The 14,048-nt window shown below is 38.7% G+C and carries 14 protein-coding genes; 10 read left to right on the plus strand and 4 right to left on the minus strand.

What is annotated here, in order from left to right; genetic code table 11:
• Positions 1-589 precede the first annotated feature (589 nt).
• Positions 590-1,504 carry an alpha/beta hydrolase gene (locus ACG94X_RS00005; protein WP_419381693.1) on the minus strand — a complete coding sequence of 305 codons (915 nt, stop codon included), beginning with the start codon at positions 1,502-1,504 and terminating at the stop codon, positions 590-592.
• 153 nt (positions 1,505-1,657) lie between these two features.
• On the opposite strand from ACG94X_RS00005, the gene ACG94X_RS00010 reads away from it, so the two are divergent.
• Positions 1,658-2,089 (plus strand): DUF2147 domain-containing protein, encoded by a 432-nt coding sequence (locus tag ACG94X_RS00010; protein WP_419381694.1) that lies wholly within the window; start codon positions 1,658-1,660, stop codon positions 2,087-2,089.
• 90 nt (positions 2,090-2,179) lie between these two features.
• Here the strand turns inward: ACG94X_RS00010 and ACG94X_RS00015 are convergent, their stop codons facing one another.
• A complete protein-coding gene (locus ACG94X_RS00015; RefSeq protein WP_419381695.1) occupies positions 2,180-2,527 on the minus strand; it encodes a Spx/MgsR family RNA polymerase-binding regulatory protein in 348 nt (115 codons plus the stop codon).
• A 559-nt stretch (positions 2,528-3,086) separates the two neighbouring features.
• Positions 3,087-3,905 carry an exodeoxyribonuclease III gene (locus ACG94X_RS00020; protein ID WP_419381696.1) on the minus strand — a complete coding sequence of 273 codons (819 nt, stop codon included), beginning with the start codon at positions 3,903-3,905 and terminating at the stop codon, positions 3,087-3,089.
• 40 nt (positions 3,906-3,945) lie between these two features.
• On the opposite strand from ACG94X_RS00020, the gene pyrE reads away from it, so the two are divergent.
• Together pyrE and ACG94X_RS00030 are read left to right on the plus strand one after the other, a co-directional pair.
• Positions 3,946-4,596 carry an orotate phosphoribosyltransferase gene (gene pyrE, locus ACG94X_RS00025; protein WP_419381697.1) on the plus strand — a complete coding sequence of 217 codons (651 nt, stop codon included), beginning with the start codon at positions 3,946-3,948 and terminating at the stop codon, positions 4,594-4,596.
• A gap of 77 nt (positions 4,597-4,673) precedes the next feature.
• Positions 4,674-5,207 (plus strand): hypothetical protein, encoded by a 534-nt coding sequence (locus ACG94X_RS00030; RefSeq protein WP_419381698.1) that lies wholly within the window; start codon positions 4,674-4,676, stop codon positions 5,205-5,207.
• A 138-nt stretch (positions 5,208-5,345) separates the two neighbouring features.
• Here the strand turns inward: ACG94X_RS00030 and ACG94X_RS00035 are convergent, their stop codons facing one another.
• Positions 5,346-5,540 carry a DUF3565 domain-containing protein gene (locus tag ACG94X_RS00035; protein ID WP_419381699.1) on the minus strand — a complete coding sequence of 65 codons (195 nt, stop codon included), beginning with the start codon at positions 5,538-5,540 and terminating at the stop codon, positions 5,346-5,348.
• 111 nt (positions 5,541-5,651) lie between these two features.
• Here ACG94X_RS00035 and gshB point away from each other — a divergent pair, with 111 nt between their 5' ends.
• The 7 genes from gshB (at position 5,652) to ftsZ (ending at position 14,030) form a co-directional block, all read left to right on the plus strand.
• On the plus strand, positions 5,652-6,596 hold the full coding sequence (gshB, locus tag ACG94X_RS00040) for a glutathione synthase (RefSeq protein ID WP_419381700.1): 945 nt from the start codon (positions 5,652-5,654) through the stop codon (positions 6,594-6,596).
• A 316-nt stretch (positions 6,597-6,912) separates the two neighbouring features.
• The gene (gene murG, locus ACG94X_RS00045) at positions 6,913-8,010 is read left to right on the plus strand and encodes an undecaprenyldiphospho-muramoylpentapeptide beta-N-acetylglucosaminyltransferase (protein ID WP_419381701.1); all 1,098 of its coding nucleotides are present in this window, start codon (positions 6,913-6,915) and stop codon (positions 8,008-8,010) included.
• Positions 8,011-8,023: 13 nt separating this feature from the next.
• Positions 8,024-9,472, plus strand: coding sequence for a UDP-N-acetylmuramate--L-alanine ligase (gene murC / locus ACG94X_RS00050; RefSeq protein ID WP_419381702.1), 1,449 nt, complete (start codon positions 8,024-8,026; stop codon positions 9,470-9,472).
• Between the two features lie 91 nt (positions 9,473-9,563).
• A complete protein-coding gene (locus ACG94X_RS00055; protein ID WP_419381703.1) occupies positions 9,564-10,493 on the plus strand; it encodes a D-alanine--D-alanine ligase in 930 nt (309 codons plus the stop codon).
• A 4-nt stretch (positions 10,494-10,497) separates the two neighbouring features.
• Positions 10,498-11,352, plus strand: a complete 855-nt coding sequence (locus ACG94X_RS00060) for a cell division protein FtsQ/DivIB (protein WP_419381704.1) — start codon at positions 10,498-10,500, stop codon at positions 11,350-11,352.
• Positions 11,353-11,415: 63 nt separating this feature from the next.
• On the plus strand, positions 11,416-12,678 hold the full coding sequence (gene ftsA / locus ACG94X_RS00065) for a cell division protein FtsA (protein WP_419381705.1): 1,263 nt from the start codon (positions 11,416-11,418) through the stop codon (positions 12,676-12,678).
• 161 nt (positions 12,679-12,839) lie between these two features.
• Positions 12,840-14,030 (plus strand): cell division protein FtsZ, encoded by a 1,191-nt coding sequence (gene ftsZ, locus ACG94X_RS00070; protein ID WP_419381706.1) that lies wholly within the window; start codon positions 12,840-12,842, stop codon positions 14,028-14,030.
• Positions 14,031-14,048 lie beyond the last annotated feature (18 nt).

The following is a 14,048-nucleotide window of genomic DNA, read 5'->3' on the forward strand; positions in this document are numbered from 1 at the left end:
AAAGCGTTAGATTGGCTTACACCATTAGAGAAATTTGCTCAGCTTGTTGATTATCATAAGACTTTTCAAACTGTCGCACCTCATGTTTGAATTCGCCCCTGATTGAATAGGGAGTGAAGTTTACGACGTCTTTCTGAATAAATTTTATTTCGCATATTCTGTTCCATCCATACGCTTGATTTTTATTGTATGACTATACAAATGTAGCAATTGATTTGATGGAATTCAAACTAAAATTTGTATAATTAATCGATGCATATGTTCATTATTATTTATATCGTGATGTATTTTGCAGTAAATTTTAATAATATGTCATATTTTGGTAATTTATGGTAAAAATATCGTGCAGTTGTAAGAATTATTAAGATTTTTTTCAATATTTATTTGTATTATTTTTTTAAAATAAATAGTTTGTAATGGACATATGACGGTTTTTTGATGTATTTATCATTAATTATTGAAATAAGTTCAGATCATCATAAGAATGATCTGAACTTAAAATAAAAACTTTATAAAACTGAGTCAGAATATTTAAATATTAACGCTCATTTTTAAATCGGAAAAAATTGAAGAAAGTATTAACGTAAAATCAGTCACGATCAATTTTATGGGCAAATTCAGCAATATCTGCCAAAGATTTTTTCGCTTCATCAAACCAAGGGCTAAACATCTGAAAATTGTGCCACATTCCGGTGTATAGCTTATAAGTCACTTTTACACCTGCTTGTTTTGCTTTTTCTTCGAAGCGCTGAGCATCGGAAAGCAGAATTTCTTTTGAACCAATTTGCACCAATGTTGGAGGCAGCCCTTCAAAGTCGCCAAAAATTGGAGAAATAGGGGGGAGAGAGCGATCCAGGTGTTTTGGTACGTAGTAATCAATGCCAGACTCCAATGCTTCTATTGACAATAAAGCATCCAGTTTTTCGTTATAACGCAAAGATTCCCCTGTCAGGGTTAGGTCTAAAAATGGCGACATCAAAATTAAACCACCAGGCAGTTGTTTTTTATCTTCTTCTTTAATTCTTAAAAGTAATGCTAGTGCTAAATTTGCACCACAAGAATCTCCAGAAACGATGATATCTTTGGGTTGTATGCCTTGATCTAATAAGTGTTGATAAACATCAAAAATGGCATCACCTGCTTCGGGAAAGCAATTTTCTGGAGCGAGTGGATAATCTAGGTGCAAAATTTGCATTTGAGTGCATGCTGCAATTTCAGATAAAAATGAACGGTGTGTTTTGATTGAGCCTACAAAAAATGCACCACCATGAATGTGTAAAATCATTTGCGTTGAGTAGGCTTGCGGTTTAATTTCTTCTGCATGCAGACCTGCAATACGTAAAGGGCGAATTGTGACATCTTTACGTTGTGGGAAAATACGTGTGAGTTGTTCGATACCAAAGCGTGCAGTCACAGGTGGGAGATTAAAGCGACTTGGAAATTTGAAGCTTGATTTAAGAATTGATTCTGTAAGATATTGTTTCAGTGCAGGGTTAATCTTCATGTTTATTCCATATTGTTAAGCTTTTGTCTTTATTCTTGCGGATTTACCAACATTCGTTACAAGGGTACACTATATAGTCACATACAAAAATTGCTAAATGGATGTGAGTTTTTAATACTATATAGTGTCAATTAGACTAGGGAAAACAAAACAATGAAAAAAATCGTTCTTGCATTAGGATTATTGTCTGCAACAGTTTTTGCAAATGCCGCCGATCCACTGAATGGAACTGTTTGGAAAACAATTGATGACACCACAAAACAGCCGAAAGCGATTGTGAAATTTACGGAACAAAAAAATGGTACGTTAAGTGCGACCATTCAGAGCATTGTTACACCAGGTGAAGAAAATGCTTGTGTTAAATGTGAAGGACCGTATCAGAACAAGCCGCTTAAAGGTGTGACGATTGTCAATGGTTTGAAAAATGTGGGTGGTAAAAACTATGACAATGGTACGATTCTAGATCCAAAAAATGGTAAGACCTATAAGCTGAAAGGTGAGTTGGCTGGAAATCAGCTGAAATTACGTGGCTATATCGGCATCTCTGCGCTGGGCCGTAACCAAGTTTGGATTCGTGCAAACTAATTACTTTTTAAAGTGTATAAAAAACCCGATGATATCATCGGGTTTTTTAGTATTGTTTTTCAGTTTTAATGTGGACAAAGATTTAAATATTTATTTTAAAGCTCTGATTTTATCTTCATCAAAACCCACCACATAATGACCATCTTGATTAATCACAGGGCGTTTAATTAAACTGGTGTGTGTTGTTAATGCATTGATTAATGCTATTTCGCTGGATAAAGCCAGTTGTTGTTCTTGCTCTGTGAGTTTTCTCCAAGTGGTACCTTTTTTATTTAGAATGACATCTTGCCCTAAAGCATCTAGCCAAGTTTTTACTGTATCAGTATCGAGACCTTGTTTTTTATAGTCATGGAACTCATAACTCAGACCAAGTTCAGCCAGTAAATCAAAGGCTTTCTTCATGGAGTTACAATTTTTTATTCCGTAAATTTTCAACATTTTATCAACCTAAATATTCAATTGTTTAATTTGATAGAAAGATTAGCAAAATTATTCATGGATACCGTATAAGAATAGGTAAAATAATTTTAAAAATATCGATGATGTAATCAAAGCTTAACACTAAGCGGTTAATTTTATATTTAAGTTGCAGCGTATGATTCGCATTATTCTGAATGAGTATAGATAAGCTTGTTTGATTCAATTCGTTATTTTGATTGAAGGATAAATTTAACTCAGCGAATTGTATTATTAGCGATTATTTTATAGCTTATAAAATAATTGGGTAGAAAAGAGAAAACCCGCATCAAATCATCCTGATTATGCGGGTCTCAGTACAACGTCCAATGTCACATCCTTGAAAATAAATATCTAAAATATTTATTTCTGTTTCGTCCTACGGCGTCCTATCCTTTTGCTGTCATCCTGACAATGTCCCTGTGCCGTGGATGAATAATGCGCTTATTTATATGAAGAAAACATAAGATAATACGGCAAGCTTTGTAAGATTTTTGCTCACATTGAGTGAACGGTTGTTAACTCAATGTGTAATTTACAATCAAATTTTATAGTCAATAATCACGGGTGCATGGTCACTGTACCACTCGTCTTTATAGACCCAAGCATTGACTGTACGGTCTTTCCAGTCTGGAGAGCAGGCATGATAGTCGATACGCCAACCGACATTTTTCGCACGTGCTTGCCCACGGTTCGACCACCACGAGTAGAGTTCAGCTTCTTGGCGAACTTCACGGAAAGTATCGACATAGCCTAAATCATCATAAATATGATCGAGCCATGCACGTTCATGTGGTAAACATCCCGATGCTTTTTGATTGCCTGACCAGTTCTTAATATCGATACGTTTATGAACGATGTTGTAGTCGCCACAAATAATGATCGATCGATCTTCATCACGCCATTGTTTAAGTATTTTTGTATATTCTTCTAAGAAATGATCTTTACGTGCTTGGGCTTCATCACCAGATGACCCAGAAGGTAAATATAATGAGCAAATATAGACAGGTTTGTCTAAACCGATATCAAACTCTGCAGAGATAAAGCGACCTTGGCTATCTGCAAGTTCAAAGCCCAAACCATTCTTTACAGATTTAAAAGGTAAACGGCTATAAATGGCGGTACCCGCATAACCTGATTTTTCGGCAGGAAATAAATGGGTAAACCAACCTTCAGGCTTGAATTTATCTGTCCATTGTTCATGGGTAATACGACTTTCTTGTATGCAAATTACATCTGCCTCTGATTTTTCCATCCATTCAAGTAAGCCTTTAGTGACGGAAGCACGCAAACCATTGACGTTAATTGAGACAACTCTTAAATTTTTTTGATCACTTGGATAGCTACTCTTTGGTATCATGTGCAGTCATAACCTCAATGTATGAATTTTGGAGCACCTCATGTCAACGCCAGCTCAATTTAACCCTCAAGCTTTTATCGAACTTGCATTATCACGTGGTGTGCTTAAATTTGGTGAGTTTACTTTAAAATCAGGCCGTGTAAGCCCTTATTTTTTTAATGCAGGTTTACTCAACGACGGTGAAGCATTATCACTTTTAGCTCAAGGCTATGCTGCTAAATTAACACAATGTAACAATGTTGAAGTGGTTTTTGGTCCTGCTTATAAAGGTATTCCATTTGTTGCTGCAACAGCGGTGGCGTTGTCTCAAGTGTATGGTTTAAGTGTGCCTTGGGGGTTTAACCGTAAAGAAGCCAAAGATCATGGTGAAGGTGGTGTATTGGTTGGTGCATCCGTTGAAGGTAAAAAAGTTTGGATTATTGATGACGTGATTACAGCGGGTACAGCAATCCGTGAAGTTGTGACTATTCTTAAAAATGCGGGCGCATCAATTGCGGGTGTTTTGGTGGCTTTAGATCGTCAAGAAAAAGGTCAGGGTCAATTGTCTGCAATTCAAGAAGTTCAAAAAGAACTTGAGATTCCAGTACATGCTTTAATTACCATGAAAGACTTGATGGACTACTTAGATGCTAAAGGTGAAAAAGAAGCTTTAGCAAAAATGGAAGCTTATCGTGTGAAATATGGTGTATAAATTATAAAATTAGTTAAGATAAGGAGCATAAGCTCCTTATTTTTATGATTCATTTATAGGATTGGGTACCATCTTCAATGTTGATCTTAGTAATCATTGCCGTTGTTATTGTGCTCGGTATTATTTTTGTCAAACACGTTGATCAACGTCGTTGGCAGCGTTACCAATTTGAACGGGATATGTATTTTCGTCAATATCCATTTCAATGGAAAGGTTTAGAGCAGTTTGGGCTGGTTTTAAATATCAATAGCCATACACAAAAAAAGTTAATCAATGAGTTGATGCTTAGACCACGAGCATCTGGTTATATCAAAAAAGCCTGTGTGCAACGTGAACCTGAATGTGCCAATCAACATTATGCCATTAAAGTGACGATTCAAGACTTAACCATTGGCTATTTAGAAAAAAAATATGCTGAATCGTTTGGAGAGAGCTTGGATCAAACAGATTTTGAAATTGGTCGTCCAATTGAAATTAATGCTGAAATTATTATTTTTGAAAAAGATGATATTGATGTTGGTTGTCGTGTAAAACTAGATTTACCACGTGATCCACGAGCGGCACGCCAATATTTAATCGAAAATCAGCAGCAACAATTTCAAGAAAAATAAAGTTAATCTGAGCGGAAGTTGAATTTAGAATTGAGTGGGTAGATATTTTGGATAAAACGTTCATTTTTCTGATAAATATCAATAGAATGTGAGTGCCGCTCAAAATATCCATGTCACCATTAAAAATTAAGTCACGATTTATTTGAACAAGGTATCACACGCTTTACAATCCAACGTCATTCCTAATTTTTCCTGCCGACCTTGTTCAGTCATCACCCATGGGCGGTTTTGCCAAGGTGGTGTATGACGGACATGCTGCATATGACCACAAGCAAGTTCAGCGATCCAATGTTGTTCATCATCCAAATGAAATCCAATAATCGCTTGTTGCATATCAATAAAATCTATTCACAATAATTGCTCACAGTTTAGCGAAATTTTGGAAAAGAACACGACATTCTCCGTTATACTGCTGCCAATCCAAAATTTTATAAGAGCATCAATATGCGCGTACTTGTTGTGATGGATCCCATCGAAAATGTAAACCTTAAAAAAGATTCAACCATGGCAATGCTGTGGGCAGCTTCACGTCGTGGACATGAGTTAGGCTATGCATTACAACAAGATTTATATATCGATCATGGTAAAGCGTTTGGTTTGATCTCACCATTAAAAGTCTTTGAAGATCATAATCATTACTACGAGCTGGGTGAAAAAAACAAAGCATCACTCGCAGATTATGATGTGGTGCTGATGCGTAAAGATCCTCCGTTTGATATGAATTTTATCTATACCACATATATTCTGGAACAGGCTGAACGTGAAGGCGCATGGATCATTAACAAACCACAAAGCCTACGTGATTGTAATGAAAAATTATTCGCCACCCAATTTCCAGATTTACAAGTGCCGACTTTAGTGACTTCACAACAAAGTTTGATTCGTGAATTTTTAAAAGAACATGGTGATGTAATTGTAAAACCATTAGATGGTATGGGTGGAACGGGGATCTTCCGTTTATATCAAGATGGCGTCAATATTGGTTCAACCATTGAAATTTTAACCGAAAATGGTACACAACCGATTATGGCGCAGCGTTATATCCCTGAAATTGTAGATGGTGATAAGCGTATTTTGATGATCAATGGTGTGCCTGTACCGTATTGCTTAGCTCGTATTCCGCAAAATGGTGAAGTTCGTGGCAACTTGGCAGCAGGCGGTTTAGGTGAAGCGCGTCCATTGACTGAAAATGATAAAGCCATTGCCGCTCAAGTGGGGCCATTTTTAAAAGAAAAAGGTTTGGTTTTTGTAGGATTAGATGTGATTGGAAATTATGTCACAGAAATTAATGTCACCAGTCCAACCTGTATTCGTGAAATTGATGCACGATTTGGTACATCTATCGCTGATGATTTATTTGATGTTTTAGAAGCTGGAAAATCAGCATAATTGGTCTAGCTGTGTTAAATCATCCGATGATTTAACAGTTTTAGATTGGATGAAAGCAATAAAAACAGAGTCTTTGAAGACTCTGTTTTTATTTCAAAGTATGAGGACGTGTAGGGAAATTTAAAAAATAATCAATAATTAAACAATTTTTAGCAGATTAATGATAAAAGTAGTTTAAACTTTCAAATCAGTAGAAAAAAACAATGATCGGTTTGGTGAAAAAAAGTAAATAATCTTTTCCCCATAGCTGTTTGTGATTACAATTGCTTTTTTAAATATTCGCTAAACATTTATTTTTGAATTGAAGAATTAAACCGTGACCAAACCTCAACAAAGCACACCCAAACACGTCATGATGATGGCGGCAGGGACGGGTGGACATGTATTCCCTGCATTGGCAGTTGCGAAAGAATTGCAACAACAAGGCTGTCAGGTGTCTTGGTTGGCGACTCCAACGGGTATGGAAAATAGACTTTTACAACAACACGATATTCCAATTTATCAAATTGATATTCAAGGTGTACGTGGTAATGGTATTGTCCGTAAATTGGCTGCACCATTCAAAATTTTAAAAGCAACACTCAGTGCAATGCGCTACATGAAACAGCTTAAAGTTGATGCAGTTGCAGGCTTTGGCGGTTATGTCGCAGGACCTGGTGGTTTGGCTGCTCGTTTGTTGGGTATTCCTGTGATTATTCACGAGCAAAATGCAGTTGCAGGCTTTACTAATACGCAATTGTCACGTATTGCCAATATAGTTTGTGAAGCTTTTCCAAATACGTTTCCCAAAAGTGATAAAATTGTGACAACAGGCAATCCTGTTCGTGCGGAAATTACTGCAATATATAACCCATCTTTCCGTTATAAAGAGCGTGAAGCTGTACAAGAACCTATTCATATACTGATTGTCGGTGGGTCTTTGGGTGCACAAGCGTTAAATGAGTGTGTTCCTCAAGCATTAAAACAATTGAATGTTCCATTAAAAGTGTTTCATCAATGTGGGCAAAATAAACAAGATGCAACACAAGCATGCTATGCAAATGCGCCAGAAAACCTTCAAATAGAAGTACAACCTTTTATTGAAGATATGGCTCAAGCCTATAGCAATGCGGATTTAATTATTTGCCGTGCAGGTGCGCTCACTGTGACTGAAGTAGCAACTGCAGGTGTGGCAGCAATATTTGTTCCATTGCCAAGTGCTGTAGATGATCATCAAACTGCCAATGCTAAATTTTTGGAAAATTCTGGTGCTGCGAAAATTTGTCCGCAAAGCACGATGACACCTGATTCGTTAAAAGATTTATTAACGCCGTTGATGAACCGTCAACTTTTGATGGAAATGGCTGTAAAAGCTCGTCAACAAGCTCAACCAGATGCGACACAACGCGTGGTTGGTTTAATTCAAGATTTGTAAGTTAGAGTAAATTATGTCTCCAACAAGCCCTGCTGATAAAGCAAAAAGCCTGATTAAAATTCCAGAAATGCGCCGTATCAAACATATCCATTTTGTCGGTATTGGCGGCGCAGGGATGTGTGGAATTGCAGAAGTATTGAAAAATCAAGGCTATAAAGTTTCTGGTTCAGACATTAAACCGTCTAAAACCACAGCTCAACTTGAAGAAAATGGGATTAAAGTTTTTATTGGGCATTCGGCTGATAATATTAAAGGTGCGAACGTTATTGTTGTTTCAACAGCGATTGATCCTGAAAACTTAGAAGTTAAAGCCGCGATTGAAACACGTACGCCAGTGGTGCGCCGTGCAGAAATGCTGGGTGAACTGATGCGTTACCGTCATGGTATTGCTGTTGCAGGAACACATGGTAAAACCACAACAACAAGTTTAGTGACGTGTATGTTGGCGGAAGAAAATATGGATCCGACTTATGTTATCGGTGGTTTGTTGAACCGTACAGGTGTCAATGCCGCATTGGGTGCGAGTCGTTTTATTGTTGCAGAAGCAGATGAATCAGATGCATCATTTTTGCATTTAGAGCCTATGGCTGCAATCGTAACCAATATCGATGCAGATCATATGGATACCTATGGCGGTAGCTTTGATGTATTGAAAGACACTTTTGTAAAATTCTTACAAAAAATGCCGTTTTATGGTTTGGCTGTTGTCTGTGGTGATGACGCTAATATTCGTGAAATCATGCCACGTATTGGTCGTCCAGTTTTAACTTATGGTTTTAATGAAGATAATGATATCCGTGCTGTCGATGTTGAACAGATAGGCATGCAGTCACACTTTAGTGTTTTACGTAAAGGTCGTGAACCATTACGTCTTACCATTAACCTACCGGGTTTGCATAATATTTTAAATGCCTTGGCTGCGATTGGTATTGCAACGGATGAAGGTGTTTCGGATGCTGCAATCGCACGAGCCTTAGAAAGCTTTAGTGGTGTTGGCCGCCGTTTCCAAGTTCAAGGTGAATTTGAACTGGGCGAAGGGACTGTGAAACTGGTGGATGACTATGGTCACCATCCTAAAGAGGTTGAAGCGACGATTAAAGCTGCACGTGCAAGCCATCCAGATCGCCGTTTGGTCATGATGTTCCAACCACACCGTTTTAGTCGTACACGTGACTGTTTCGATGATTTTGTAGATGTATTGTCACAAGTTGACCAATTATTGCTTTTAGAAGTTTATTCTGCTGGTGAGAAGCCTATTGTTGGCGCAGATAGTCGTGCTTTGGCACGCAGTATTCGCTTACGTGGAGAGGTTGAGCCGATCCTGATTGATCCTGTGGAAGGTAATTTACCCAATGCCATTCAAAAAGTGTTACAAGCAAATGACTTGTTATTGACACAAGGTGCGGGTAACGTGGGGGCGATTTCTGTAGAATTAGCTCAGAACAAACTTTATTTAAAATAATTGCATAAAGTGGCTTTATTCAGTCAAAGCAATAGAATAGAGTCAAGTAATTGAATTAAATTGACTAACTTATAAGTTTAAGGATTTAAACGTGTCAAATGCTTCTAAATTCGGCAAAGTAGCGGTATTGCTTGGTGGGAAATCTGCTGAGCGTGAGGTGTCATTAGATAGTGGTAAAGCTGTATTAGAAGCACTATTACGTTCAGGGGTAAATGCGGAAGGTTTTGATCCGCATGAACGTAGCGTGACTGAACTTGTAAATTATGACCGTGCTTTTATTGTATTGCATGGTCGTGGTGGTGAAGATGGTCAAATTCAAGGAACATTAGAATGGATGAATGTGCCGTATACAGGTACTGGCGTTCAAGGTTCTGCAATTGGTATGGACAAAGTCAAAACTAAGCAAATTTGGCAAGGGTCTGATTTACCGACTGCACCATATCGTATCATCAATAAAGATTCTGATTTAAATGAAGTGATTGAAAGTCTGGGGTTGCCTTTAATTATCAAACCTGTGCACGAAGGTTCGAGTGTAGGTATGAGCAAGGTTGAAAAAGCTGAAGACCTTGCCGCTGCAATAGATAAAGCAACTGTACATGATGCAATAGTGATGGCTGAAAAATGGATTACAGGTCGTGAATATACGATTTCATTCCTTCATGGTCAGCCGCTACCTGTGATTCGTTTACAGCCGCCTGCAGATGTTGCATTCTATGACTATGAAGCAAAATATAACCGTAATGATGTGGAATATGGTATTCCGTGTGGTTTGAGTGAGTCAGAAGAAAAACGTTTACAAGAATTATGTTTACGTGCATTTCAAGCCGTTGGAGCGAGTGGTTGGGGACGTATTGATGCAATGCTCGATGAGCAAGGCCATTTCTGGTTGTTAGAAGTGAATACTGTGCCTGGTATGACCAGTCATTCTTTAGTGCCCAAAGCAGCAAATGCTGTAGGTTATAGTTTTGATGAGTTATGTGTCGCAATTCTGGAACAAACATTAACGGAACAAGCACACTAAGTTTATGGCTCAACTTCCTGCTTCAATGCGCCGTAAACGCGCGGCCATTACATCCATTCATGACAAGCCGCCTACACGTAAGGATAAACTTCTAAACGTGGGAAGTTGGTTGCTCATGCTGATTGCTGTAGTGGTTTTATTGGCAGGAATATACGGGTTATATAAAGTGATTACCGATGGAAGAGTCGCAACCCTTGAAGTGGTTGGAGCAAATTCGGCGGTAGAAACACAATTTATGTCACAACATTTAACACCTGTTGTGAAAGATAATTATTTTACTTCGGATTTAGAACAAATCCGAGATAAAGCCCTTGAAGTATCATGGGTCGATCATGTTGTTGTTTCACGTGCATGGCCTAACGGTATTCGAGTGCGGGTTATGCCGCGTCATGCGATTGCTCGTTGGGGAACTGGGCGATTGTTGAGTGATGCTGGGGATGTCTATATAGAAGCCGTGATGAAAAAACATTCAAACCTGCCATTGCTTCATGGGCCCCTCAGCCAATCCAAAGTCATGATGCGTCGTTATAATGAGATTAATCAATTATTCCATCCAGTCAATTTGCGTTTAAAAGAGTTATATCTTACAGAGCGAATGACTTGGTTTATGCAGTTTGATTCAGGGTTACGCATTATTGTGGACCAAGATCAAACTATGAGTAAGCTACAACGTTTAAGCCATTTGGCACAAACAGATTTGAAACCCGTTTGGTCGAATATTTCTGCGATTGATTTGCGCTACCGAAATGGGTTGGCAATTCAATGGAGAAATTCAACGCCACCCAAAATTTTGAATGGTCAATTTGTTGTAACCAGTAATGACATAGCCGTTGCAGGTGGGGTAGTTGCAAAGCCATAATACTTGGCTGGATAAAGAGGCATTAAGCCAAACATAAACAATGAAGATAATGGTAGTGATGCGATGAATGAAGCTGTTCCCTCGGTTGTTGCGATAGACATTGGGACACATAAAGTTTCAGTACTGATTGGTAAAGTACATGCTCCTGATAATATTCAGGTCATTGGCATGGCTAGTGCTCGCAATAAAGGAATGAATAAAGGTAAAATTGTGAGCCTGGATAAAGTCACAAATGCGATAAAACAAGCCGTTCAAGAAGCTGAAGATATGGCTGAATGTCGTATACATTCGGCATGGGTATCTATTCCAAGCACTGACTTACAGAGCCATTATGCAATTGGTCGAACTCCAATTTCGAATGTTGAACGAACCATTACAACCACAGAAGTTGTTCGAGTATTAGAGCTTGCCAAAGCCAGTCATATGACGGCAGATCATTATTTAGCAAGTGCTGTGCCTTTAGGTTTTGAGCTGGATGATTCAGCTGAATGGGTACAAAACCCAATTAATTTATCTGCTAATAGTATGACTGCACATTATCAATTGATGATGATGCCAATCGGAACTATGCAAAATCTTGATCGTGCAATGAAAGGTGCCAATATTTCGGTTGAGAAAATGGTAGTGTCTTGTTTGGCAACTGCGGAAGCAAGTTTGCTGAAAGATGAAAAAGAATATGGTGTCTGCCTTGTTGATATTGGTGCAGGTACAACCAATATTGCAGTGTATATTGAAGGACATTTAGTTCTCGCACATACCATTCAGCGTGGTGGTGAAAATGTGACTCGTGATATCGCAGCTGTATTGCAAACCACAACAGATGAAGCTGAACGAATCAAGTTGTTACATGGTTGTGTAGATATTCATCAAGTTAAACCTGATCATATGATTCAGTTTGAGGGAATAGATGGCCCACAAACCATTAGCCGTATTGAACTTTCTGAGATTATCATTGCACGTTACGAAGAAATTTTGAGCATGGTAAGAGCAGAGTTAGAGCGACACGGTGCGTTACAAAGTTTATATCATGGTGTGGTTTTGACGGGTGATGTGTGCCAAATTGAAGGAATGGTCACATTGGCACGTAAAATGTTAGGTGTCTCTGCACATCTTGGAAACCCACCGTTACAAGTGGTTGCAGATGATCAGCACTTACCATCTTTGCGTCGTTCCATGTATGCTACAGCAGCTGGATTATTATTATTTAGTCAAAGTGATATGCAAGAAGCAATAGAAGAGTCTGAAGTACAAAGCGAACGACCATTTTTAGATCGGATTGTAAGTGGTTGGAACGCTTTGAATAACAAATTAAAAGGCATTTTTTAGGTATATTTTTTTGGGAATATTGTTAGGAAGTTGTAAGCATGCCGTCCAAAACTTGACAAGCTTTGCAATGAGCAGCATCCTAAAAACAATTTTTATTATTGAAGATCAAGGCAGTATACGGGCTTAAGTGACTGCCAAATATATTAGGAAATTTAAAGGTCATGGCCTCATTTGAATTTTTAGAAGATGAACAAACCGATAACAACGGTCAAGCCCGTTTTACTGTGTTTGGTGTAGGCGGCGGCGGCGGTAATGCTGTTCAGCACATGGTGCAATCTGACATCAAAGGCGTAAAATTTGTTTGTGCAAATACAGATAAACAAGCCCTTGATCGTATGAATGCTCCATTTAAAATGCAATTGGGTGAGCAAAGTACCCGTGGTTTAGGTGCTGGTGCTAATCCAGATGTTGGTCAAGTTGCTGCTGAAGAAAGCCGTGAGCAAATCCGTCAACACCTTGAAGGTGCGGACATGGTATTTGTTACTGCAGGCATGGGTGGTGGTACGGGTACTGGTGCTGCACCTGTCGTGGCTGAAATTGCTCAAGAAATGGGCATTCTTACTGTAGGTGTGGTGACAACGCCATTTAATTTTGAAGGTCGTCGCCGTCAGCGTTCTGCTGAAAAAGGCATTGAAGCTTTAGAGCAACATGTAGACTCTTTAATTATTATTCCAAACCAGCGCTTACTCAGCGTTTATGGTGACATCTCTATGCAGGATGCTTACCGTAAAGCGGATGACGTGTTGTTAAATGCAGTACGTAGTATTTTCGATCTTGTGGTACGTCCAGGTCATATCAACCTTGACTTTGCCGACTTAAAAACTGCGATGAGTACGCGCGGTTATGCGATGATGGGTGAAGGGAAGAGCAGTGGTCCAGATCGCGCTGAAGAAGCTGCACGTTTGGCGATCCGCAGTCCATTGTTAGATAATGTCAATATTATGAATGCCAAGGGTGTGTTAATTAACATCACTGGTGGTGCAGATGTGACATTACGCGAAACTGAAATCATTACCGATGTTGTTAACCAAATTGTCGATCTTGAAGAAGGTGAAGTATTCTTTGGTACTGTATTTGATCCAGATGCGCGTGATGAAATTCGTGTGACTGTCATTGCGACAGGCTTAACACGTAATGCATCAGATGCGAATGATGCAAAACGTAGAATGTCTACGAACACGACTAATACCGCATATTCGCAACAGCATGTGGCGCAAAATACAGTCGTGGATGAAGATGATATTCCTGCGATTAACAAACGCCAAGAGGAATCTACGGCAGCACCAAGTTCTAACGCACGTTCAACGCCAATGAGTATTCAAGATTATTTGAAAAATCAACAGCGTAAATAGTTGATAATTCTTAAAAAG

Origin of the sequence: Acinetobacter psychrotolerans (assembly GCF_048552595.1) — a bacterium.
Lineage (GTDB): Bacteria > Pseudomonadota > Gammaproteobacteria > Pseudomonadales > Moraxellaceae > Acinetobacter.